Annotated in this window: 24 protein-coding genes; 22 read left to right on the top strand and 2 right to left on the bottom strand. The window is 41.0% G+C overall.

The window, feature by feature from the left end; genetic code table 11:
- Positions 1–670: 670 nt before the first annotated feature.
- On the bottom strand, positions 671–1,108 hold the full coding sequence (locus tag HMPREF0106_RS11335) for a DUF6078 family protein (protein WP_008020821.1): 438 nt from the start codon (positions 1,106–1,108) through the stop codon (positions 671–673).
- A 191-nt stretch (positions 1,109–1,299) separates the two neighbouring features.
- Here HMPREF0106_RS11335 and HMPREF0106_RS11340 point away from each other — a divergent pair, with 191 nt between their 5' ends.
- The 22 genes from HMPREF0106_RS11340 (at position 1,300) to miaA (ending at position 21,989) form a co-directional block, all read left to right on the top strand.
- Positions 1,300–2,160, top strand: coding sequence for a hypothetical protein (locus HMPREF0106_RS11340; RefSeq protein ID WP_004315676.1), 861 nt, complete (start codon positions 1,300–1,302; stop codon positions 2,158–2,160).
- Positions 2,161–2,242: 82 nt separating this feature from the next.
- Complete coding sequence (locus HMPREF0106_RS11345) at positions 2,243–2,920, top strand: DUF5715 family protein (RefSeq protein ID WP_008020814.1); 678 nt, start codon at positions 2,243–2,245, stop codon at positions 2,918–2,920.
- A 113-nt stretch (positions 2,921–3,033) separates the two neighbouring features.
- Entirely contained in the window at positions 3,034–4,590 is a 1,557-nt protein-coding gene (locus HMPREF0106_RS11350) for an ATP-binding protein (RefSeq protein ID WP_009040150.1), read from the top strand.
- Between the two features lie 74 nt (positions 4,591–4,664).
- A complete protein-coding gene (locus tag HMPREF0106_RS11355; protein WP_008020812.1) occupies positions 4,665–5,651 on the top strand; it encodes a PhoH family protein in 987 nt (328 codons plus the stop codon).
- A gap of 4 nt (positions 5,652–5,655) precedes the next feature.
- Positions 5,656–6,492: a hypothetical protein gene (locus HMPREF0106_RS11360; protein WP_009040149.1), complete on the top strand. Its 837-nt coding sequence runs from the start codon at positions 5,656–5,658 to the stop codon at positions 6,490–6,492.
- A 4-nt stretch (positions 6,493–6,496) separates the two neighbouring features.
- Entirely contained in the window at positions 6,497–7,441 is a 945-nt protein-coding gene (locus HMPREF0106_RS11365; RefSeq protein ID WP_004315679.1) for a phosphoribosylaminoimidazolesuccinocarboxamide synthase, read from the top strand.
- A gap of 161 nt (positions 7,442–7,602) precedes the next feature.
- Positions 7,603–8,340: a bifunctional demethylmenaquinone methyltransferase/2-methoxy-6-polyprenyl-1,4-benzoquinol methylase UbiE gene (gene ubiE, locus HMPREF0106_RS11370; RefSeq protein WP_004315680.1), complete on the top strand. Its 738-nt coding sequence runs from the start codon at positions 7,603–7,605 to the stop codon at positions 8,338–8,340.
- A gap of 39 nt (positions 8,341–8,379) precedes the next feature.
- Positions 8,380–9,126: a shikimate dehydrogenase family protein gene (locus HMPREF0106_RS11375; protein ID WP_009040148.1), complete on the top strand. Its 747-nt coding sequence runs from the start codon at positions 8,380–8,382 to the stop codon at positions 9,124–9,126.
- A gap of 18 nt (positions 9,127–9,144) precedes the next feature.
- Complete coding sequence (locus HMPREF0106_RS11380; protein ID WP_009040147.1) at positions 9,145–10,095, top strand: alpha/beta hydrolase; 951 nt, start codon at positions 9,145–9,147, stop codon at positions 10,093–10,095.
- Between the two features lie 72 nt (positions 10,096–10,167).
- Entirely contained in the window at positions 10,168–11,091 is a 924-nt protein-coding gene (locus HMPREF0106_RS11385; protein WP_009040146.1) for a TPM domain-containing protein, read from the top strand.
- 71 nt (positions 11,092–11,162) lie between these two features.
- The gene (locus HMPREF0106_RS11390; RefSeq protein WP_004315684.1) at positions 11,163–11,462 is read left to right on the top strand and encodes a hypothetical protein; all 300 of its coding nucleotides are present in this window, start codon (positions 11,163–11,165) and stop codon (positions 11,460–11,462) included.
- Entirely contained in the window at positions 11,459–11,779 is a 321-nt protein-coding gene (locus HMPREF0106_RS11395) for a type II toxin-antitoxin system RelE/ParE family toxin (protein ID WP_008645477.1), read from the top strand. The genes HMPREF0106_RS11390 and HMPREF0106_RS11395 overlap by 4 nt, the downstream gene beginning before the upstream one ends.
- A gap of 8 nt (positions 11,780–11,787) precedes the next feature.
- The gene (locus HMPREF0106_RS11400) at positions 11,788–12,369 is read left to right on the top strand and encodes a LemA family protein (protein WP_004315685.1); all 582 of its coding nucleotides are present in this window, start codon (positions 11,788–11,790) and stop codon (positions 12,367–12,369) included.
- A gap of 270 nt (positions 12,370–12,639) precedes the next feature.
- Positions 12,640–13,806 carry an AIR synthase-related protein gene (locus tag HMPREF0106_RS11405; RefSeq protein ID WP_008997792.1) on the top strand — a complete coding sequence of 389 codons (1,167 nt, stop codon included), beginning with the start codon at positions 12,640–12,642 and terminating at the stop codon, positions 13,804–13,806.
- 3 nt (positions 13,807–13,809) lie between these two features.
- On the top strand, positions 13,810–14,922 hold the full coding sequence (prfA, locus tag HMPREF0106_RS11410; RefSeq protein ID WP_004301709.1) for a peptide chain release factor 1: 1,113 nt from the start codon (positions 13,810–13,812) through the stop codon (positions 14,920–14,922).
- 82 nt (positions 14,923–15,004) lie between these two features.
- Entirely contained in the window at positions 15,005–15,829 is an 825-nt protein-coding gene (gene pyrF / locus HMPREF0106_RS11415) for an orotidine-5'-phosphate decarboxylase (protein WP_004315686.1), read from the top strand.
- A 30-nt stretch (positions 15,830–15,859) separates the two neighbouring features.
- Positions 15,860–17,089 carry an HD domain-containing protein gene (locus tag HMPREF0106_RS11420; protein WP_009040145.1) on the top strand — a complete coding sequence of 410 codons (1,230 nt, stop codon included), beginning with the start codon at positions 15,860–15,862 and terminating at the stop codon, positions 17,087–17,089.
- An 82-nt stretch (positions 17,090–17,171) separates the two neighbouring features.
- The gene (gene lpxD / locus HMPREF0106_RS11425; protein ID WP_004308537.1) at positions 17,172–18,212 is read left to right on the top strand and encodes a UDP-3-O-(3-hydroxymyristoyl)glucosamine N-acyltransferase; all 1,041 of its coding nucleotides are present in this window, start codon (positions 17,172–17,174) and stop codon (positions 18,210–18,212) included.
- 11 nt (positions 18,213–18,223) lie between these two features.
- A complete protein-coding gene (locus HMPREF0106_RS11430; protein ID WP_009040144.1) occupies positions 18,224–19,609 on the top strand; it encodes a bifunctional UDP-3-O-[3-hydroxymyristoyl] N-acetylglucosamine deacetylase/3-hydroxyacyl-ACP dehydratase in 1,386 nt (461 codons plus the stop codon).
- A gap of 18 nt (positions 19,610–19,627) precedes the next feature.
- Positions 19,628–20,395, top strand: coding sequence for an acyl-ACP--UDP-N-acetylglucosamine O-acyltransferase (gene lpxA, locus HMPREF0106_RS11435; RefSeq protein ID WP_009040143.1), 768 nt, complete (start codon positions 19,628–19,630; stop codon positions 20,393–20,395).
- 21 nt (positions 20,396–20,416) lie between these two features.
- On the top strand, positions 20,417–20,971 hold the full coding sequence (locus HMPREF0106_RS11440; RefSeq protein WP_004308535.1) for an IS1096 element passenger TnpR family protein: 555 nt from the start codon (positions 20,417–20,419) through the stop codon (positions 20,969–20,971).
- Between the two features lie 121 nt (positions 20,972–21,092).
- Positions 21,093–21,989, top strand: coding sequence for a tRNA (adenosine(37)-N6)-dimethylallyltransferase MiaA (gene miaA, locus HMPREF0106_RS11445; RefSeq protein ID WP_004308534.1), 897 nt, complete (start codon positions 21,093–21,095; stop codon positions 21,987–21,989).
- A gap of 49 nt (positions 21,990–22,038) precedes the next feature.
- Here the strand turns inward: miaA and HMPREF0106_RS11450 are convergent, their stop codons facing one another.
- Entirely contained in the window at positions 22,039–23,670 is a 1,632-nt protein-coding gene (locus tag HMPREF0106_RS11450; RefSeq protein ID WP_009040142.1) for a M56 family metallopeptidase, read from the bottom strand.
- Positions 23,671–23,679: the final 9 nt, after the last annotated feature.

The raw sequence follows: 23,679 nt of genomic DNA, 5'->3' as shown, positions 1-23,679 counted from the left end.
AATACACCAGATGGGTATATTGTCTATGACCGTTTTTTTCGGAAAATGGCTGAAAGATGCAGTAATCTAATACGCACTAGAAATGATTGGTTCTTAATCAAATTCCGTGCTACTTATTTATGTTCAATAACCTTATTCATGGCTATTCCGGGGTACTTTAAGATGCATATAGCTTGGATAATTTATTTGCTATTTCTAATATGCCGATATCCCTTTATCCATCAACCTTTCAATGAGCTTTACTAGCACGGAATTTGAAGAAGAACCAAATGATTTCGCGAAATCATTTCTCATGTTCTCATACTTCACATGATAATTATCTGTAATTCAAAGCAATAGCACTATGAGAAATACTTTTTAAAAAGGTGTTTCTCATAGTATTTTGCCTGAAATGTCATAAAAAACCGGTATTTCTCATACTTTCATCATGCATTTCTCATACCGGAACTGCTATATAATACCTACATAATAAATGTCAACCCAACCCGAAGATAAAAAAAAGGCAGCCAACTATTATCAGGGTATTACAGCCCCCGGTAGTCCCACATATTGTGGGAAAAGATTCCCTAGCTGGAGAGAATTTATTCCCTCATTTTGAGGGAATAAATTCCCATAATATAAGAGAATACTTTCCCACAATATATGGGATTACCGGAACTAACGGATATACTTACCCAAGATCATAGTATTCGATATATTCATCATATTGAGGCGTTTCTGTAACTCCCCTCTTTCGAAAAAGTTCTTGTATATACTTTTGTTCCTTTGGTTTAATCAACCGTTCTTTATTGCAACAACGATAATAGATCGTTTTGCCGAAGTAGGCTATCATCTGTCGCTTGATAACGGTGGCATCAGCAAGCGGCACCCGATCCAGCAAATGTTTCATTCCCCGTGCAAACAACACCGGCTTTTCATCAATAAAGTAAGTACAGTCTTCACCATCGGAGGTGACATGTTCGGGATTAATAACCATTACAGCAGCCCGCTCTTTCGGCATTCGGAGAGTTACTTGTCGTCGCAGACATTTGTCCGCACGCAAACAATGTCCATTCAAGCAATGAGCGAAGCTAACGGGCATAGAATTGTAATCGAAATCTGTTTTCATGTGTGTTATGTTTAGTGGAAAAGTGGCCTATTTTTATAAACCGCTACAAATGTATGAAAATAGCTGGAGGACAAGAAATAAATACACTATTTACTTCAACACATTGATAAAATCTTTATATTTGCCTCCAACATCAATACAGGAACTTATAAAACTATATCTCTCCTGCAAAACTATAAAACAGAATAATCATGAAGACAAAACATTTACCTGGAGCACTACTGTCATTTCTCTATACAATTATCTTTTTTAGCTGTGGAAATAACGATGAAAAAAAGATATATTCTTTATCCTTCGAAAAAGAGTATTACGAAAGACCTTTGTTAGGAACAACCAATATCACCATCACAGGTGGAAACAGGGACTACACCGTAACTGTAGAAAAAACTGACATTTTAAATATAGATGTAGATTTGTCCAGTTCGATAGGAATGGGAAGCTTAAGGGTCACCCCAAAAAAGAAAGGAGAAACAAAGGTGAAAGTAAAAGATAATATCACCAACGAAACAGTTGATTTAAGAATTAAAATAACAGACAGCTATTTGGCGTACGCTATAGAAAAAAGTAATCATCCGGCACTTTCCAATGGCACTGTAGTTTATCTGATTAACAATGAAGCTAAAGAATGCTATTTTTTCCGTTATATTGAGTTTAGAGACGAACTATCTCACACTCCAATAGCAAAAGGAACATACGACTTTTTCACCAAGTTAGAAAGCGGTTCCGGCAACTCGTCTCCTACATACGCCATACCTTATTTAACATTAAATTATACATCTGACGAACAAGAAAATTTCACGGATGCATCAGTTCCCCCCACCCCTCACAAATTAAGATTTGAGCTATACGATGGGGTTACGAGTGCAAATGCTGTCCTAAATCTTATATCAAGATTTCTAGGTGTAGATTGGAAAGAACTTGTAGAAAAAGCTCTTACCAGAAGCGAACATACAATAGTACCCACACTAAAAACAACAATTGACAATACAGATTATACCATAATAGGTATATTAAATACCTATCCTGAAATACCAGAGAATATTTTGGAATAACCTCAAAAGTATGGAATTGAAAATAATGCAAAGCATGGAACGTATGAAAAAATAGCGTATATTTGCGAGCAAAAAATATAAAATGACTATTTATAAGCTTCGCATATTACCGCTATTTTTACTAGTTATTGGGCTTACAACGCTTACTTCGGGCTGCAAAAAGAAAGACATGTCGCTGAAACTGAATGAGCCACGCAATATTCGTGGCGTCGTCAGCTATAAACGTTCTTTCCCTGATTTGAATGACGCACATCTGGAAGTAGCCAAAAAGATAGGTATCCGTCCATTGGCAGACCGGGAAGCAGCAGAAGATATGAAAGAAAAGCTAACTCATATTACCGACAATGAGTTTTATGTAGTAGATTCACTGACACACTCTATCCCCTATCTCGTACCGCGTGCCAGTGCACTGCTCGATACAATCGGTTCCAATTTCCTCGATTCATTGGCAGCCAAAGGTCTAAACCCCAACCAGGTAATTATTACTTCCGTACTGCGTACCGAAAACGATGTGAAACGCCTCCGCCGTCGCAACGGAAATGCTTCCGCCAACTCGGCACACTGCTTTGGAGCCACCTTTGATGTCAGTTGGAAACGTTTCAAAAAGGTAGAAGACAAGGATGGAAGACCGTTACAGGATGTAAGTGCCGATACACTGAAACTTGTCTTGTCCGAGGTTTTAAGAGACCTGCGACAAGCTGAAAAATGCTACATCAAATATGAATTGAAGCAAGGATGTTTCCATATCACCGCCCGATAAATACCTTTTTTCAAAATCTTTGACTAGCATATCATAAAACCTTCAAGGTAAATTTTGTGTTAAGATGGAAAACAGCTATCTTTGTATGAATCCAACGCTAAAAGAATCAGATTATGAGCAAGCTATATCCTATCGGCATACAGAATTTTGAAAGTCTCCGTAACGATGGTTATCTCTATGTAGATAAAACCAGACTCATTTACCAATTAGTAAAAACCGGCCGTTACTATTTTCTTAGCCGTCCCCGCCGCTTTGGGAAGAGTCTGCTTATATCTACTCTTGAAGCATACTATCAGGGAAAGAAAGAACTATTCGAAGGATTGGCTATCGAACAACTGGAAAAAGACTGGATCAAACACCCGATATTACACCTTGATTTAAATATCGAGAAATATGATACTCCCGAAAGTCTGGGCCAAATACTCAATGACAATCTGGAACATTGGGAAAGCCTGTATGGCACACGCCCGTCGGAAGTTTCCTTTTCTTTACGCTTTGCAGGCATCATACAGCGGGCTTACGAACAGACCGGGCAACGTGTCGTTATCCTTGTAGACGAATATGACAAACCTATGCTGCAAGCTATCGGAAACGAAGAACTGCAAAAATATTACCGAAACACACTAAAGCCTTTCTATGGAGCATTAAAGAGTAAAGACGGATGCATCAAACTCGGATTCCTTACAGGTGTCACCAAATTCGGAAAAGTCAGTGTATTCAGCGACCTGAACAATCTGATTGATATTTCAATGGATGAACAGTACGTGGAACTCTGCGGCATCACAGAGAAAGAAATCCACGACAATATGGAAGAAGACTTGCATATCTTGGCTGATAAGCAAAAAATGACTTATGAGGAGGTATGCTCCGAACTGAAAGAATGTTATGATGGTTATCATTTCGTAGAAAACTCCATAGGAATATACAACCCATTCAGTTTGCTCAACACATTCTATAAGATGAAATTCGGTAGTTACTGGTTTGAGACCGGCACCCCGACTTATCTGGTAGAATTACTAAAGAAATCCAATTACAATCTCCAACGTATCACGCATGAAGAAACGGATGCAGATGTACTGAACAGCATTGATTCGACGTCCCGAAATCCTATTCCGGTCATCTATCAAAGTGGATATCTTACTATCAAAGGATTCGACAAAGAGTTTGGAACTTATCGCCTGGGATTTCCCAATCGGGAAGTAGAAGAAGGTTTTGTTAAATATCTTCTTCCATTCTACACAAACATAGATGCTATCGAGTCACCATTCCAAATTCGTAAATTTGTAGCCGAAGTACGAAGCGGTGATTATGATGCCTTTTTCCGCCGCCTACAAAGTTTCTTTGCCGATACACCTTACGAATTGGTACGCGATTTGGAACTACATTATCAAAATGTACTCTTCATCGTATTTAAACTCATTGGATTCTATGTAAAAGCAGAGTATCATACCTCACAAGGACGCATTGACCTCGTCCTGCAAACCGATCATTTCATCTATGTGATGGAATTCAAACTGGAGGGAACCGCCGAAGAGGCTCTGCAACAAATCAATGACAAACATTATGCACAAGCATTTGCTGCCGACAAGCGACAAATATTTAAAATAGGCATTAATTTCAGTAATGAAACAAGAAACATCGAAAAGTGGATAGTAGAAGATTTGCAGTAAAATTCACCTCCAAACAATCAGAGAATCCAAAACGTTTGATTAAATTTGCAGAAATTTTTCTTTAATACAACTTAATGATAGAGAAGCTGATTGTTCTTGAGGACATTGATCCGGTTATTTTTTACGGTGTAAACAACGCCAACATACAGTTAATTAAAGCTTTATATCCAAAGCTACGCATAGTTGCCCGAGGCAATGTCATCAAAGTGCTGGGCGACGAGGAGGAAATGTGTGCCTTCGAGGAAAATATCACCAAACTTGAAAAGTACTGCGCCGAATATAATTCACTGAAAGAAGAAGTCATCATTGACATTATAAAAGGAAATGCTCCGCAAGCGGAACAGACAGGAAACGTGATTGTGTTCAGCGTCACGGGCAAGCCTATCATCCCCCGAAGCGAAAACCAGTTGAAACTGGTAGAAGGATTCGCCAAGAATGATATGGTATTCGCCATCGGTCCGGCAGGTTCGGGAAAAACATACACCGCTATTGCCCTTGCCGTGCGTGCATTGAAAAACAAAGAAATCAAAAAAATCATTCTTAGCCGCCCCGCCGTAGAAGCCGGAGAAAAGCTCGGTTTCCTGCCCGGCGACATGAAAGATAAGATCGATCCATACCTGCAACCTTTATATGACGCCTTGCAGGATATGATACCTGCCGCCAAGTTAAAGGAATACATGGAATTGAACATTATCCAGATTGCCCCGTTAGCCTTTATGCGCGGACGTACGCTGAATGATGCAGTCGTCATATTGGACGAAGCCCAGAATACTACCGCACAACAAATCAAAATGTTCCTCACCCGTATGGGTATGAACACCAAGATGATTGTGACGGGAGACATGACACAGATTGACCTTCCCGCTTCACAAACATCGGGATTGGTGCAAGCCCTCCGCATCTTGAAGGGAGTGAAAGGGATCAGTTTTGTTGAACTGAATAAGAAAGATATTGTACGCCATAAACTGGTGGAACGTATCGTGGATGCTTACGAAAAGTTCGATAAAGAAGCGAAAGCCGAGCGGGAGAAACGGGAAGTGAAAAAACAACTAATAAATTAATACAATGAAGAAAATTGCAATATTTACAATACTGTTAATAATTATATTGGGATGTAGTAAAAATGAAGAAGAGATACTAACTGTTTCTTCGTATTCTTATATTAACGAAACATCTCCATACGATACATCAATTCGCGTTTCAGTAGAAGAAATTAATGGCATATTAAAAATTCGTATTTGCCAAAATCAGAAAGTCGCCCATGAACGGAATTTATATGCACCTAAATCAGAAAATGTTGACTTAGGATATGGAGAAGTAGAAACAATACCTTATACACCTTATAATTGTTTATTTTTGAAAGAACACATATTATTATATTGGAATGCCCATTATGTTAATACCCATAACAAGACTCACACATACACAATGATATACACAAATAAATTAGATAGTATAGCAACTGTAACAACAATAGGAGTTATAAAATCATCCAATTTTGGAGAAGATAAGTTCATTATACATGATAATTCAGAAAATAAGAACATAGTATACGATTCAACTGGTAAAATTATATTCGAGAAAATGTACTATGGGGAAACATACGAATGGCCAACTTGTTATCACAATATCGCCATTTCAAATACAGAATTTCTTGATTGGGGAGAATATAGTATATCGAGAAAATGCTTAGACAAGGGACTCATATGGTCAAACACCTACAATGAATTAATTCCCAATAAGCCAGTAGAAGAAATAAATCCACCCAAAATAGAGTTAATAGAACATTCCTTAAAATCCAATGTACTTAATTCCATATTTAATGTGACATATTACAGTGGAGAAAAAGAAAAAGTAAGCACCAAGATAGATATCAACACAGGAAGTATTATAAATAATTAAACATATGAAAGCATTAACAAAAACAGATTTCAACTTTCCGGGACAGAAAAGTGTGTACCACGGAAAAGTGCGCGATGTGTACAACATCAACGGCGAAAAACTCGTCATGGTAGCAACCGACCGTATTTCGGCCTTTGACGTAGTACTACCTGAAGGTATTCCTTACAAAGGACAAATGCTGAATCAGATTGCAGCTAAATTCCTCGATGCCACTACTGACATCTGTCCGAACTGGAAAATGGCTACTCCGGACCCAATGGTAACAGTGGGTGTGTTGTGTGAAGGTTTTCCGGTGGAAATGATTGTACGTGGTTACCTGTGCGGTAGCGCATGGCGGGCTTACAAAAGCGGTGTACGCGAGATTTGCGGCGTAAAATTGCCGGACGGAATGCGCGAAAACCAAAAATTCCCCGAACCGATCGTCACTCCGACTACGAAAGCAGAAATGGGATTGCACGACGAAGACATCTCTAAAGAAGAAATCCTGAAACAGGGATTGGCTACTCCGGAAGAGTATGAAATCCTCGAAAAATATACATTAGCCCTTTTCAAACGCGGTACTGAAATCGCAGCAGAACGCGGACTGATTCTCGTAGATACAAAATACGAATTCGGCAAGCACAACGGTACTATCTACCTGATGGACGAAATCCACACTCCAGATTCAAGCCGTTATTTCTATGCTGAAGGTTACCAGGAACGTTTCGAAAAAGGCGAACCCCAGAAACAACTTTCTAAAGAGTTCGTTCGCGAATGGTTGATGGAAAACGGTTTCCAGGGCAAAGACGGTCAGAAAGTGCCTGAAATGACTCCGGCTATCGTACAAAGCATCAGTGACCGTTACATCGAATTGTTCGAAAACATCACCGGTGAGAAGTTTGTGAAAGAAGATACCACCAACATCGCTGAACGTATATTCAAAAACGTTGAAACGTTCTTGAATCGTTGATAGTCAACAAATGACAGATAATAAATGATAGTTGACAGATAATGAATGACAGTTCGTATGCAATTCATCGCATATAACTTCAACCTTAATTATTATCCGCCAACTATCATTTATCAACTATCATCTTCCAACTATCATTTATCAACTATCAATTAAAAAGAATGGACTACCCACAACAACATATCAAGCCTTACGACGAAGAAGGAAAAAAGACCGAGCAAGTGGAACGAATGTTCGACAACATCGCGCATGCATACGATAAGCTGAACCATACCTTATCTCTAGGTATCGACCGCAGCTGGCGCAAAAAAGCGATTGCCTGGTTACGCCCTTTCCAACCGCAGCGTATGATGGATGTAGCTACCGGCACAGGAGATTTTGCTATCCTCGCCTGTCGTAAACTGCAACCTGCCGAACTGATCGGGACGGACATCTCGGAAGGCATGATGAATGTGGGACGTGAAAAAGTAAAAAAGGAAGGACTATCGGACAAGATCTCTTTTGCCCGGGAGGACTGTACTTCACTCTCTTTTGCCGACAATGATTTTGACGCCATCACCGTAGCTTTCGGTATCCGCAATTTCGAAGACCTCGACAAAGGACTCTCCGAAATGTGCCGTGTATTGAAACCGGGCGGTCATCTTGTGATTTTGGAACTTACCACTCCGGACCGTTTCCCGATGAAACAATTGTTTTCCATCTACTCAAAAGTCGTCATTCCATTATTGGGCAAACTGCTCTCCAAAGATAACAGTGCCTACCGCTATCTGCCGGATACCATCAAAGTATTTCCTCAAGGGGAAGTGATGAAAGGAGTCATCGCCCGAGCCGGATTTAGCGAAGTCAACTTCAAACGGCTGACCTTTGGCATCTGCACTCTTTATACCGCAACAAAATAGCAATTCATTGTGAATGATTAATTTAACCCTTATTATATTATGGAAAAATATGGTTTAATCGGCTATCCTCTGCGACATTCATTTTCTATCGGATACTTTAATGAGAAGTTCAAATCCGAAGGAATCAATGCAGAGTATGTGAATTTCGAGATTCCCAGTATCAATGACTTCATGGAAGTGATCGAAGAGAATCCCAACCTGTGCGGGCTCAATGTCACCATCCCTTACAAAGAACAAGTGATTCCTTTTCTGGATGAACTCGATCGTGACACCGCAAAGATAGGCGCAGTCAATGTAATTAAAATCATTCGCCAGCCAAAAGGAAAAGTCAAATTGGTGGGTTACAACTCCGATATCATTGGATTCACTCAATCCATCCAGCCCTTGTTGCAGCCTCATCACAAGAAAGCGTTGATTTTGGGTACCGGCGGAGCTTCCAAAGCTGTCTACCACGGTCTGAAGAATCTAGGTATCGAAAGCATCTTCGTATCGCGCACCCACAAAGCCGACGATATGCTGACTTATGAAGAACTGACTCCCGAAATTATGGCAGAATACACAGTCATTGTCAATAGTACCCCCGTAGGAATGTTTCCTAAGGTAGATTTCTGCCCTAATATCCCTTATGAACTTCTGACACCAAACCATTTGCTCTACGATTTGTTATATAATCCGAACGTTACGCTGTTCATGAAAAAAGGAGAAGCGCAAGGGGCTGTTGTGAAAAACGGTCTGGAAATGCTCCTGCTTCAGGCATTTGCCGCCTGGGAGATATGGCATAAATAAGGATTAAAAGAAGTTTTTATGAGGAGAAAAGTAGTATATAGCATCATTATTATCATGCTGGCATTGACCGGCTGCACTATCGGAGGAAGTTTTTATATGTTAAACTTCTCATTGACTCCGAATGCCAAAATTTTGTCTAAAGATGCTGACTCTTATCCTTTCATGTATAAAAACTACCCTTTTTTGCGTCCATGGGTGGATAGCCTGAAACAAGTGGATGCACTGAAAGACACTTTTATCATAAACCCACACGGCATACAACTACATGCGTATTATGTGGCTGCTCCCCAACCTACCAGCAAGACTGCAGTCATTGTACACGGGTATACGGATAATGCTATCCGCATGTTTATGATCGGTTATCTGTATAATCGTGATTTAGGATATAATATATTACTCCCCGACCTGCAACATCAGGGAGAAAGTGAAGGTCCTGCCATTCAAATGGGCTGGAAAGACCGTCTAGATGTATTGCAATGGATGAACATCGCAAATGAAATCTTTGGAGACAGCACGCAAATGGTTGTACACGGAATTTCAATGGGAGGTGCCACCACCATGATGGTATCTGGTGAGGAACAAAAGCCATTTGTCAAATGCTTTGTGGAGGATTGCGGCTATACCAGCGTATGGGACGAATTCTCACACGAGTTGAAAACAAGTTTTCATCTTCCTCCTTTTCCACTCATGTACACCACAAGCTGGCTTTGCGAAAAGAAATATGGATGGAATTTCAAAGAAGCTTCTTCACTGAAACAAGTAGCCAAATCACAACTTCCGATGCTGTTTATTCACGGGGACAAAGACACGTATGTGCCTACCTGGATGGTATACCCGCTTTACGAAGCCAAACCGGAGCCCAAGGAACTATGGATTGTGCCGGGAGCCGCTCATGCCGTTTCATACCAAGAGAATAAACAGGAGTACACCGACCGAGTCCGTGCATTCGTCGGGCGATACATCCATTAAACCTATTATAACAAGGAGTTTTAGATTCATAACAGAAAAAGTTTCTATATTTGCAAAGATAAAACAAGCGTTATGAAATCAATATTAACTTTTATACTAGCAACTTTTCTTCTGTTCCCACTACAAGCTCAAGAGAAAGTATATACGGTAGACAACCTTCCGAAAGTTCACCTGCAAAACAAAATGCAATATGTTTGCAACCCGGCCGGCATACTTTCACAGGCTGCTTGTGACAGTATAGACTCCATGCTTTATGCTTTGGAACAACAAACTGGAATTGAAACAGTGGTTGCCGTAGTTCCCTCAATCGGAGAAGAAGATTGTTTCGACTTCTGTCATCAGCTGCTTAATAAATGGGGTGTAGGAAAAAAAGGCAAAAACAATGGATTAGTCATTTTATTAGTCACCGATCAACGCTGTATACAGTTCTATACCGGTTATGGTCTGGAAGGAGTACTTCCTGATGCTATCTGCAAAAGGATTCAAACAAGATATATGATTCCTTACCTCAAAGATGGGAATTGGGATGCAGGAATGGTGGCTGGTATAAAAGCGACTTGTCAGCGGCTCGACGGCTCGATGGAAAATGATGCTCTCTCCGATTCTAACAGTGGTGGTTCTTTTGATTTTATTCTTGCCATCCTTTGTTTTATCGCCATTGGCGGAGGTCTTGCTTTCTTTTCGGCACGCAAACAAAGTCGCTGTCCGAATTGCGGTAAACATCAATTGCAGAGAAGCGGAAGCAGAGTCGTATCCCGGATTAATGGAGTGAAGACCGAAGATGTCACCTATACATGTAGAAACTGCGGACATACCATCATACGCCGCCAGCAAAGTTATGACAATGATTACCATCACCGGGGCGGCGGCGGAGGCGGTCCGTTCATTGGTGGTTTTGGCGGAGGCAGAGGTGGTTTCGGAGGCGGAGGCGGTTTCGGTGGAGGCAGCTTTGGCGGAGGAATGGGCGGAGGCGGTGGTGCCGGTTCTCGTTTCTAAAATAAATGTTATCCAATGCCCTAGTTTCGAAATAAATTAGTAACTTTACCTAATGACTAAGACAGAAGAAAATGAAAGAGAATAAAGAATATCAAGAAAAAAAAGAACAAGAAAAAGTTGTCCATGAGCCAACTGGTTCTTACGGTATGGACACCATCACCATGAGACAGAAAATTATGGAACGAGTTATGTTAATGGAAGAAAATCAGCTCAAAGAAATGCTTCGATTCTCCAACGAATTGGAACAAAAATCATGGTTATTACCACATACTCAAGAAGAATTAGAGATCGCAATCAATAGAGGTATGGAGGATGTCAAGGCAGGAAGAATTGTTTCACATGAGGATGTTCTCAAATATTATATGAAATGACAAATATTGTTTGGACTCAATCGGCTTTGCAAACGCTAGAATTAGTTTATTTACAAACATTACAATATACAAAAAACGAACGTATAGCTGCTAAATTACATAATAAACTTATCAAAGAAGCAGAGATGCTTAGAACTTTCCCAAATGCGGGAAACATTCTAAATACTTCAGAAAGAGTTACACTCTGTTACAGAGCATTAGTAGTAGACACTAATTATAAACTTATTTATTACGTTGATGCTAATAAGGATGTAATCATTGTGACAGTTTGGGACGTTCGTCAAAACCCTGATAAATTAACAAAAACTATAGAATAATTAGAAACATGAAGAAGTCAATTATTATCATCTTAGCCGTTGTGGTTATCCTTGTTATATGGGCAGTAAGTGTATATAACGGTCTGGTTACTATGGACGAGAATGTAAGTGGTCAATGGGCAAATGTAGAAACTCAATATCAACGTCGTGCCGACCTGATTCCTAACTTGGTAAACACAGTGAAAGGATATGCGACACATGAAAAGGAAACATTGGAAGGAGTTGTTGCCGCACGTAGCCAGGCTACTCAAATCAAAGTAGATGCTGCCGACCTGACACCGGAAAAGCTGGCGCAATATCAAAAAGCACAAGGTGCTGTAACATCAGCATTGGGCAAGTTATTAGCCATCACCGAGAATTATCCGGACCTGAAAGCTAACCAGAACTTCCTGGAACTTCAAGCTCAACTGGAAGGAACGGAAAATCGTATCAATGTAGCACGCAAAAACTTCAATGATGCTGCACAAGCTTATAACACCAATATCCGCCGTTTCCCGAAGAATATCTTTGCAGGAATGTTCGGCTTCGATAAGAAAGCATATTTTGAAGCAGAAGAAGGAAGCGAGAAAGCTCCGAAGGTAGAATTCTAAAAAAGATTTGATTTACCCAAAAAGATACTTGATATCATCTGAGATATTTATCTCGGCATTTTTTCATTAGATAAAACACTTCTATATTAAGAGTTAAATTCATAGTAATGAAAAGTATGAATTTAACTCTTAATTTTCTATTATTCTTCTCCTTTTCAATAGAATATCCCAAAGTATAAAAGTTAATGATTAACATTTACTAGTACCTAGTTGGCTGTACCAAAAAAAAGCTGTACTTTTGCAGCCGTATACAAAATAATTCTATAACTCATGAGTAATCAACGATACATGATGCGTGGAGTAAGCGCATCAAAAGAAGATGTGCACAACGCCATCAAGAACATCGACAAAGGAATCTTCCCGAAAGCATTCTGTAAAATTATTCCCGATATATTGGGAGGTGACCCGGAATATTGCAACATTATGCATGCCGATGGTGCCGGAACCAAATCATCTCTTGCTTATATGTACTGGAAAGAAACGGGTGACTTATCCGTTTGGAAAGGTATTGCACAGGATGCATTGATTATGAATATCGACGACCTCCTTTGTGTAGGTGCCGTAGACAATATCCTTGTTTCATCTACTATTGGACGTAACAAACTGTTGATTCCCGGAGAAGTAATCTCCGCCATCATCAACGGAACAGACGAATTGCTGGCCGAACTCCGTGAAATGGGTGTAGGCGTATATGCAACCGGTGGTGAAACTGCTGATGTCGGCGATTTGGTACGTACCATCATCGTTGACTCTACCGTAACTTGCCGCATGAAACGTTCAGACGTTATCGACAATGCCAATATTCGTCCGGGTGACGTGATCGTTGGTCTGGCTTCTTACGGACAAGCTACTTACGAGAAAGAATACAATGGCGGTATGGGCAGTAATGGTTTAACAAGTGCCCGCCACGACGTATTCGGAAAATATCTTGCTGAAAAATATCCGGAAAGCTATGATGCTGCAGTTCCTGAAGAGTTAGTTTATTCCGGTAAATTAAAACTAACAGACAGCGTGGAAGATTCTCCAATTAATGCAGGTAAGTTAGTACTCTCTCCTACTCGTACATACGCACCGGTAGTCAAAAAATTGCTTGATGCATTGCGTCCGGAAATCCACGGAATGGTACACTGCTCCGGTGGTGCACAAACTAAAGTTCTGCATTTTGTAGAAAACGTACGCGTAGTAAAAGATAATCTTTTCCCTGTTCCTCCTTTATTCAAAACGATCCAGGAACAAAGCGGTACGGACTGGGCAGAAATGTACAAGGTATTCAATATGGGACATCGTCTTGAAGTCTACCTGTCACCGGAACATGCAGAAAAAGTGATAGCTATCTCCGAGTCATTCGGTATCCCGGCACAGATTGTAGGACGTGTTGAAGCATGCGAGCAAACAGAATTAATCATTAAGAGCGAATTCGGAGAATTTAGATATTAAAGAATGGCAGACAATAGTACCATACTAGAAAAATTAGACGGACTCGTAGCCCGTTTTGAAGAAATATCTACCCTTATCACAGACCCGGCAGTGATTGCCGACCAGAAACGTTATGTCAAGTTGACTAAAGAATATAAGGAATTAGACGACTTGATGAAAGCAAGGAAAGAATATATCCAATTACTGGGTAATATTGAAGAAGCTAAAAATATCCTTGCCAATGAATCGGACGCTGAAATGCGCGAAATGGCGAAAGAAGAAATGGACAATAGTCAAGAGCGCCTTCCGGTATTGGAAGAAGAAATCAAACTGATGCTTGTCCCTGCCGATCCGCAAGACAGCAAGAACGCTATTCTCGAAATCCGCGGAGGTGCAGGAGGCGACGAAGCAGCTATCTTTGCCGGCGACCTCTTCCGTATGTATGCCAAATTCTGTGAAACCAAAGGTTGGAAAATGGAAGTCTCCAATGCGAACGAAGGGACAGCCGGTGGATTCAAAGAAATTGTTTGTAGTGTGACAGGCGATAATGTATACGGAATTTTAAAATACGAATCGGGAGTACACCGCGTACAGCGTGTTCCTGCGACGGAAACGCAAGGACGTGTTCACACTTCAGCCGCATCCGTGGCCGTGCTTCCCGAAGCTGAAGAATTCGATGTAGTCATCAACGAAGGAGAAATCAAATGGGACACTTTCCGAAGCGGCGGTGCCGGCGGACAGAATGTAAACAAGGTAGAATCCGGAGTACGTCTGCGCTATATCTGGAAGAACCCGAACACCGGTATTGCCGAAGAAATCCTTATCGAATGTACCGAGACACGCGACCAGCCGAAAAACAAAGAACGCGCCTTGGCCCGTCTCCGTACTTTTATCTACGACAAAGAACATCAGAAATATATCGATGACATTGCCTCCAAACGTAAGACAATGGTATCTACCGGAGACCGTTCAGCCAAAATACGAACTTACAACTATCCCCAGGGACGTATCACCGACCACCGCATCAACTATACAATCTATAATCTGGCAGCCTTCATGGACGGGGATATCCAGGATTGTATCGACCATCTGATCGTAGCGGAAAATGCAGAACGCCTGAAAGAAAGCGAACTTTAGAGAAGTGGAGAGTTGAGAATTGAGAGTTGAGAACGGTTTCTTAAAATAGTAAATTGTAAATTGCAAAATAGTAAATAACAAGATGGATAAGCAACAATTATTTGAAAACATAAAGCGCAAGAAATCATTCCTTTGTGTAGGACTTGATACTGACATCAAGAAAATCCCGGAACATCTGTTGAAAGAAGAAGATCCGATCTTCGCATTCAACGAAGCAATCATTGACGCGACAGCTGATTTGTGTATCGCCTACAAACCCAATCTGGCTTTCTATGAAAGCATGGGTGTAAAAGGATGGATCGCATTTGAAAAGACAGTAAAATATATCAAAGATAACTATCCGGATCAATTCATCATTGCTGACGCAAAGCGTGGTGACATCGGAAATACTTCTGCAATGTATGCCCGCACATTCTTTGAAGAATTGGATATCGACTCTGTAACAGTAGCCCCCTACATGGGTGAAGACAGCGTTACTCCGTTCCTTACCTACGAAGGCAAATGGGTGATCCTGTTGGCATTGACTTCCAACAAAGGATCTCATGACTTCCAATTGACAGAAGACGTAAACGGCGAACGTCTGTTCGAGAAAGTATTACGCAAATCACAGGAATGGGCTGGCGATGACCGCATGATGTATGTGGTAGGTGCTACTCAAGGACGTGCTTTTGAGGACATCCGCAAGATTGTCCCGAACCATTTCCTTCTCGTACCAGGCGTGGGAGCACAAGGCGGTTCACTCGAAGAAGTTTGCAAATATGGTATGAACAGTACATGCGGATTGATTGTTAACTCGTCGCGTGGTATTATCTACGTAGATAAAACAGAGAAATTTGCAGAAGCTGCCCGCACCGCCGCACAAGAAGTGCAAGCACAAATGGCTGAACAACTCAAAGCAATTCTCTGAAAAGGGAAAAAGGATCTCTAAAGAAAACGAATGCCTTACGAAAGAAAGATAATTAACGACCCCGTATTCGGGTTCATCAATATTCCAAAGGGGTTACTGTACGATATAGTACGGCATCCCCTTTTGCAGCGTCTTACCCGCATCAAGCAAGTAGGATTGTCATCTGTTGTGTACCCCGGTGCGCAACACACCCGCTTCCAACACTCCTTAGGTGCTTTTCACCTGATGAGTGAAGCTATCACCCAACTGGCCTCCAAAGGCAATTTTATCTTTGATAGTGAAGCGGAAGCCGTGCAGGCTGCCATCCTGTTGCATGATATAGGACACGGCCCTTTCTCGCATGTACTGGAAGACACGATTGTAAAAGGAGTCTCGCACGAAGAGATTTCTCTCATGTTGATGGAACAGATGAATAAAGAGATGAACGGCCAGCTGAGTCTTGCCATTCAAATCTTCAAGGACGAATACCCGAAACGCTTTCTGCATCAACTCGTAAGCGGTCAGTTAGATATGGACCGGCTTGATTATCTTCGCCGCGACAGCTTTTATACAGGCGTAACGGAAGGTAACATCGGCTCCGCCCGAATTATCAAAATGCTTGATGTAGCGGATGACCGACTGGTTGTCGAATCCAAAGGGATCTATTCTATCGAGAATTTCCTCACGGCACGTCGCCTGATGTACTGGCAAGTATACCTGCATAAGACGTCCGTGGCATACGAAAAGATGCTGATTAGTACTCTCTTGCGTGCCAAAGAACTGGCTTCACAAGGAGTGGAACTGTTTGCATCTCCTGCATTACGTTTTTTCCTTTACAATGATATCAATCCAACGGAATTCTATAACAACCCCGACTGTCTGGAGAATTTTATCCAGCTGGACGACAATGATATATGGACAGCCTTGAAAGTGTGGAGCACCCACACAGATAAGGTACTTTCCACTTTAAGTACGGGAATGATAAACCGAAATATCTTTAAAGTGGAAATTTCGTCGGAACCTATTAGTGAGGACAGAAAAAAAGAATTAACTTTGCACATCAGCCAGCAACTAGGCATAACCCTTTCCGAAGCGAACTATTTTGTCTCTACCCCCAGCATCGAAAAGAATATGTATGACCCGGCAGATGACAGTATTGATATTATCTACAAAGACGGCACTATCAAAAATATTGCCGAAGCATCGGACATGCTGAACATCTCATTATTGTCCAAAAAGGTAAAGAAATACTATCTCTGCTATCAGAGATTACACAGATAAGTATAAAATATTCATGCAATAACACGGAAATCTGAAAAAAAAATCCGTTATTTGTGAACTAATTAAATTTTAAATAAAAGACATGGAGTTCTCGGCTAAGCAAATTGCAGCATTTATCCAAGGGGAAATCATTGGAGACGAAAACGCTACGGTACACACATTCGCTAAAATTGAAGAGGGAATGCCCGGAGCAATTTCTTTCCTGTCAAATCCCAAATATACACCTTACATCTACGAAACACAATCAAGCATTGTCTTGGTTAATAAGGACTTCACTCCCGAACACGAAATTAAAGCTACTCTTATCAAAGTAGACAATGCATACGAAAGTCTAGCTAAATTGCTCAATCTTTATGAGATGAGCAAGCCTAAGAAACAAGGGATAGATTCATTAGCTTTCGTTGCACCCAGCGCCAAAATTGGTGAGAATGTATACATCGGTGCTTTTGCCTATATCGGTGAAAATACCGTGATTGGAGATAATACTCAAATTTACCCCCACACTTTCGTTGGAGACGGCGTGAAGATAGGCAACAGTTGCCTGCTTTACTCCAATGTAAATGTTTATCATGACTGCCGCATAGGTAATGAATGTATCCTTCATTCGGGTGCAGTGATCGGAGCTGACGGATTTGGTTTTGCTCCCACTCCGAACGGATATGATAAGATTCCGCAAATCGGAATTGTTATTCTGGAAGATAAAGTAGATATAGGTGCTAATACGTGTGTAGACCGTGCTACAATGGGAGCTACGGTAGTACACAGCGGTGTCAAGTTAGACAATCTGATACAAATAGCACACAATGATGAAATAGGTTCGCATACCGTTATGGCTGCGCAAGCCGGAATTGCCGGTTCTACCAAAGTGGGTGAATGGTGTATGATCGGTGGTCAGGTAGGTATTGCAGGACATGCTAAAATAGGAGATAAAGTTGGATTAGGCGCACAATCAGGTGTGCCGGGAGACATCAAGTCCGGTAGCCAGCTTATCGGAACTCCTCCTATGGAACTGAAGCAATATTTCAAATCATCCATTGCACAAAGAAGCCTGCCGGATATGCAGAAAGAACTGCGTAACTTGCGCAAAGAAATAGAAGAATTAAAACAACTATTAAATAAGTAAATAAGTAACCAATGCTGAAACAAAAAACGCTGAAAGATAGCTTTTCACTGAGCGGGAAAGGTCTTCACACTGGACTTGATCTCACTGTAACATTCAATCCAGCTCCGGACAATCACGGATATAAAATCCAACGCATTGACGTAGAAGGACAACCAACTATCGACGCAGTAGCCGACAATGTAACAGAAACCACCCGTGGTACTGTATTGTCGAAAAATGGAGTCAAAGTAAGCACCATTGAACATGGTATGGCAGCCCTTTACGCATTGGGCATTGATAACTGCCTGATCCAAGTTAACGGACCGGAATTTCCTATTTTAGATGGTAGTGCACAATATTACGTACAAGAAATAGAACGTGTAGGAACAGTAGAACAAAATGCCGTCAAAGACTTTTATATTATCAAGTCTAAAATTGAGTTCCGGGATGAAACGACTGGTTCTTCTATTATTGTACTACCTGACGAGAATTTCAGTCTGAATGTACTGGTTTCTTACGATTCGACTATTATCCCGAATCAGTTTGCTACCCTTGAAGATATGCATAATTTCAAAGACGAAGTGGCTGCCAGCCGTACTTTCGTCTTTGTTCGTGAAATAGAGCCGTTGCTCTCCGCCGGATTGATTAAAGGTGGCGACCTGGACAATGCGATCGTAATCTACGAACGCAAGATGTCACAGGAAAGCTTCGATAAGTTGGCAGATGTGATGGGAGTACCTCACATAGATGCCGATCAGTTAGGCTATATCAATCACAAACCGTTAGTTTGGCCCAATGAATGTGCCCGTCACAAACTGCTGGATGTCATTGGTGACCTCGCTTTAATTGGCAAACCGATTAAAGGCCGTATCATCGCTACCCGTCCGGGACACACCATCAACAATAAATTTGCCCGCCAGATGCGGAAAGAAATCCGTCTGCACGAAATACAGGCACCAAGTTACGACTGTAACCGCGAGCCGATAATGGATGTAAACCGCATCCGCGAATTGTTACCGCACCGCTATCCTTTCCAACTGGTGGACAAAGTGATTGAAATTGGTGCCAACTACATTGTAGGTATTAAAAACATCACAGCCAACGAACCTTTCTTCCAGGGACATTTTCCACAGGAGCCCGTTATGCCGGGAGTACTTCAAGTGGAAGCAATGGCACAAGTCGGAGGCTTGCTCGTCTTGAATTCCGTAGATGATCCTGAACGTTATTCTACCTATTTCATGAAAATAGATGGAGTGAAATTCCGTCAGAAAGTAGTGCCGGGAGATACAATCATCTTTCGTGTAGAACTGCTGGCACCTATCCGCCGTGGCATTTCTACCATGAAAGGATATGCGTTTGTCGGCGAGAAAGTTGTTTGCGAAGCAGAATTCATGGCACAAATAGTAAAAAATAAGTAATAATTGATATTTAAAAGCATGATAAGTCCTTTAGCGTATATCCATCCCGAAGCTAAGATCGGAGAAAATGTAGAAATTGCGCCTTTTGTATTTATAGATAAGAACGTAGTTATCGGCGACAACAATAAAATTATGGCTAACGCCAATATTTTATACGGTTCACGTATTGGTAACGGAAACACGATTTTTCCGGGTGCCGTTATCGGAGCCATTCCGCAGGACCTCAAGTTTCGCGGTGAAGAATCGACAGCCGAAATCGGAGATAATAATCTGATTCGTGAAAATGTAACAATCAACCGTGGTACGGCAGCTAAAGGGCGCACGATTGTGGGAAATAACAATTTATTGATGGAAGGTGTACACGTAGCACACGACGCATTGGTTGGTAACGGATGTATCATCGGTAACTCTACCAAGATGGCAGGCGAAATCGTCATTGATGATAACGCGATTGTCAGCGCCAATGTATTGATGCATCAATTCTGTCATGTAGGCAGTCATGTAATGATTCAGGGCGGATGCCGTTTCAGTAAAGATATTCCTCCTTACATCATTGCAGGACGTGAACCGATCGCTTTTAGCGGAATCAATGTCATCGGCTTGCGCCGTCGTGGCTTCTCCAATGAAGTGATCGAAAGTATTCACAATGCATATCGTATCATCTACCAAAGTGGTTTGAACACGACAGAAGCATTGAAAAAAATAGAAGATGAATTCGAAAAGAGCCCGGAGATTGACTATATAGTCAATTTTATCCGTAATTCAGAACGTGGTATTATTAAATAAACAGTTCAAAATAGTCATATTATGATATACAGATTTACTATCATATCTGATGAAGTTGACGATTTTGTCAGAGAAATACAAATTGATCCGGAAGCAACTTTTTATGACTTCCATGAAGCAATACTGAAATCAGTAGGGTACGCAAACGACCAGATGACTTCTTTCTTTATCTGCGATGACGACTGGGAAAAAGGAAAAGAAGTAACCTTAGAAGAAATGGACGACAATCCGGAAATAGATAGCTGGGTAATGAAAGACACTGCTATCAGTGAACTGGTAGAAGACGAAAAACAGAAACTGCTATATGTATTCGATTACATAACAGAACGTTGTTTCTTCATCGAACTATCCGAAATTATCACCGGAAAAGATATGAATGGTGCCAAATGTACCAAGAAATCAGGAGATGCTCCTAAACAAACGGTAGATTTTGAAGAAATGACCGCTGCGGGAGGTTCTCTTGATCTGGATGAAAACTTCTATGGAGACCAGGACTTCGACATGGAAGATTTCGATCAGGAAGGATTTGACATAGGTGGTGACACTAGCAGCCCATACGAAGAAGAAAAATTTTAAGTATTAAATATCAAGTATTAGGTATTAATTGCTATGTAGTGTCAGGCAGTTAATACCTAATATTTTTTTAGTCCCGTACGCTTTAATACTTAATACTTCTATACTTAATACTTAAAAATCTATGCCTACTCTCATTGTTCTTATAGGTCCTACAGGTGTGGGGAAAACGGAGTTGAGCCTGCGCTTGGCAGAAACATTTCAGACAAGCATTGTATCTGCCGATTCGAGACAGCTTTATGCCGAATTAAAAATAGGTACGGCAGCTCCGACTCCCGATCAACTTAAACGTGTCCCCCATCAACTGGTCGGCACGCTCCACCTCACAGACTATTACAGCGCTGCCCAATACGAAACAGAAGCACTGGAAATTCTGGAGAAATTATTCACGCAACACGAAGTCGTGATTCTCACTGGTGGCTCAATGATGTATGTAGACGCTATCTGTAAGGGAATTGACGATATTCCTACCGTTGATGCGGAAACCCGTCAACTCATGTTACAAAAGTATGAAGAGGAAGGCCTTGAACAACTCTGCGCAGAACTTCGCTTGTTAGACCCGGAATATTACCGGATTGTAGATCTGAAGAATCCCAAGCGGGTAATTCATGCGTTGGAGATTTGCTATATGACCGGACGCACTTATACTTCTTTTCGCACCCAACAAAAAAAACAGCGTCCTTTCCGTATACTGAAAGTCGGCCTGACTCGTGATCGGGAAGAACTTTATGACCGTATCAACCGCCGGGTAGACCAGATGATGGAGGAAGGATTATTGGAAGAAGTACGTTCCGTACTTCCCTATCGTCACCTCAATTCACTCAATACAGTAGGCTATAAAGAACTGTTCAAATATCTGGACGGAGAATGGGAACTCTCCTTTGCTATAGACAAAATCAAGCAAAACTCCCGCATTTATTCGCGTAAACAGATGACCTGGTTCAAAAGAGATGAAGAAATAAAATGGTTCCACCCGGAACAAGAAACGGAGATACTAGCGTACCTCCGTCAATCTTTATAACATTATATTTTGACAATATTTAGAAACAGAAGACATCTAAAATCTACTGCTATTCTTCAGATGTAGTTACTTTTATTGTTGAAGTCACTGTATCATTAATAGCACGAATAGAAATTTGACGGGCTTGATATTCTTCTTTCACTAATAGATTTACTTCAATCACTCCATTCTTTCCCTTATCACCATAAGCAGCCAATGCAGTCTTATCTTTTAATACAGATATACTCCTAATACGATCAGGAGAAATATTCGCTAAAGGATCATCACCAGTAGCCTCTTTGCCATCAATTATAACCAAAGGTTTACCTCCATCAGCAGAACGAAACGTAGCTCCCCAACTCTTTGCCCCACTATTTAATGCATCCAACCTTGTTTTATTAATGCCTTCGATTTCAATCTTTCTCGGCGCAAACTTTTTTTCCGAATATAGTTTTATATCCATCACTCCATCCTTAGCCTTTTCTCCATAAACCTTAATAGCTTTTTCAGGACCTATGACAGACACACTTTCAATACATTCAGGATTCAAAGCATTTACTACTTCACGATCAGACTCTTTCCCATTAATAATAACCAAAGGTTTTCCTTCATCGGAAATTCCTTGTACCGAAATAGCCACCTTCTTTTTCCCGGATGTTAAGACAGAATCTTTTTTTTCTGTACGATAACCTACCACTACTACCTTATTCTTGGTAGTATCAACAAGCTCCTTAACAACATTTTCTTCACTCTTTTTTTCCACAATTTCCGCCAAATCATTAACTTTGACTGCAGAAATCTCTTCCACTTTTTCAGAGATTTCAGGACGGGCAAAAGCAGTTACTGCAATAGCTGCCAACGGAAGTACATACAAATACTTCAACCGTGCCCACGGATTCGATTTTTCTTTTAACATCATAGTGATACGTTTTTTAAGTTTACTGTGATTAAAGCTGTTGGCCATAGAGTAGAGCCTTGTGCCAACGGCTTTTTTTATTAATAATAGTTGATATTCTTTCGCGTTTACACCCTCATTAATGACGGTCTCGTCCGCTTCATATTCGTGAACGTTCTGCAACTCCTGTTTCAACAACCATGCACCAGGATTGAACCATTGGAAAAAGATGCAAATATCCGCCACCAATAAATCTACTGAATGACGATGGTGGATATGAGCCATTTCATGAATAAGGATTTCCCTCCCGTTTTCCTCCAGGTCTTTCCGGCTGATGACAATATACTTCATCCAACTGAACGGAGCTATCTCCTGATTGTGCACCACAAGTGTAACCCCTTTCTCCAACTTCTCATGTTTGCCGGAATGTATCAACCGGAAGAGACAAATCAAAGAATAGATATTGCGACAGGCAAGAAACAGAATACCCGCCAGATAGACCAACAGAACAATCTGTACCCAAGATATGGCCGGCGTCTCCTGCACTGCACCGACATTGGCAGAAGTAACCTCCAACTCTGCCATCAATAGCAATTGTTCAATGGAAAGCACAGCCTGCTGCACTTCAACCTGATGCCGGGTAGTTACTTTGATACAAGGAATGAGTAATGAAAAGAACAACACTCCCAATAAAGCCATACGATTGAAACGATGAAAGGTTTCCTTGCTAAGTAATAACCGGAAAAACAGGTAAAACAGAACAAGACAAACAGATGATTTTAATATATAAATGAAGAAAACTCCCATAGCATAGAT

Source organism: Bacteroides sp. D22, from assembly GCF_000163675.1.
Lineage (GTDB): Bacteria > Bacteroidota > Bacteroidia > Bacteroidales > Bacteroidaceae > Bacteroides > Bacteroides xylanisolvens.
This window is presented reverse-complemented; position numbering and strand designations above follow the sequence as displayed.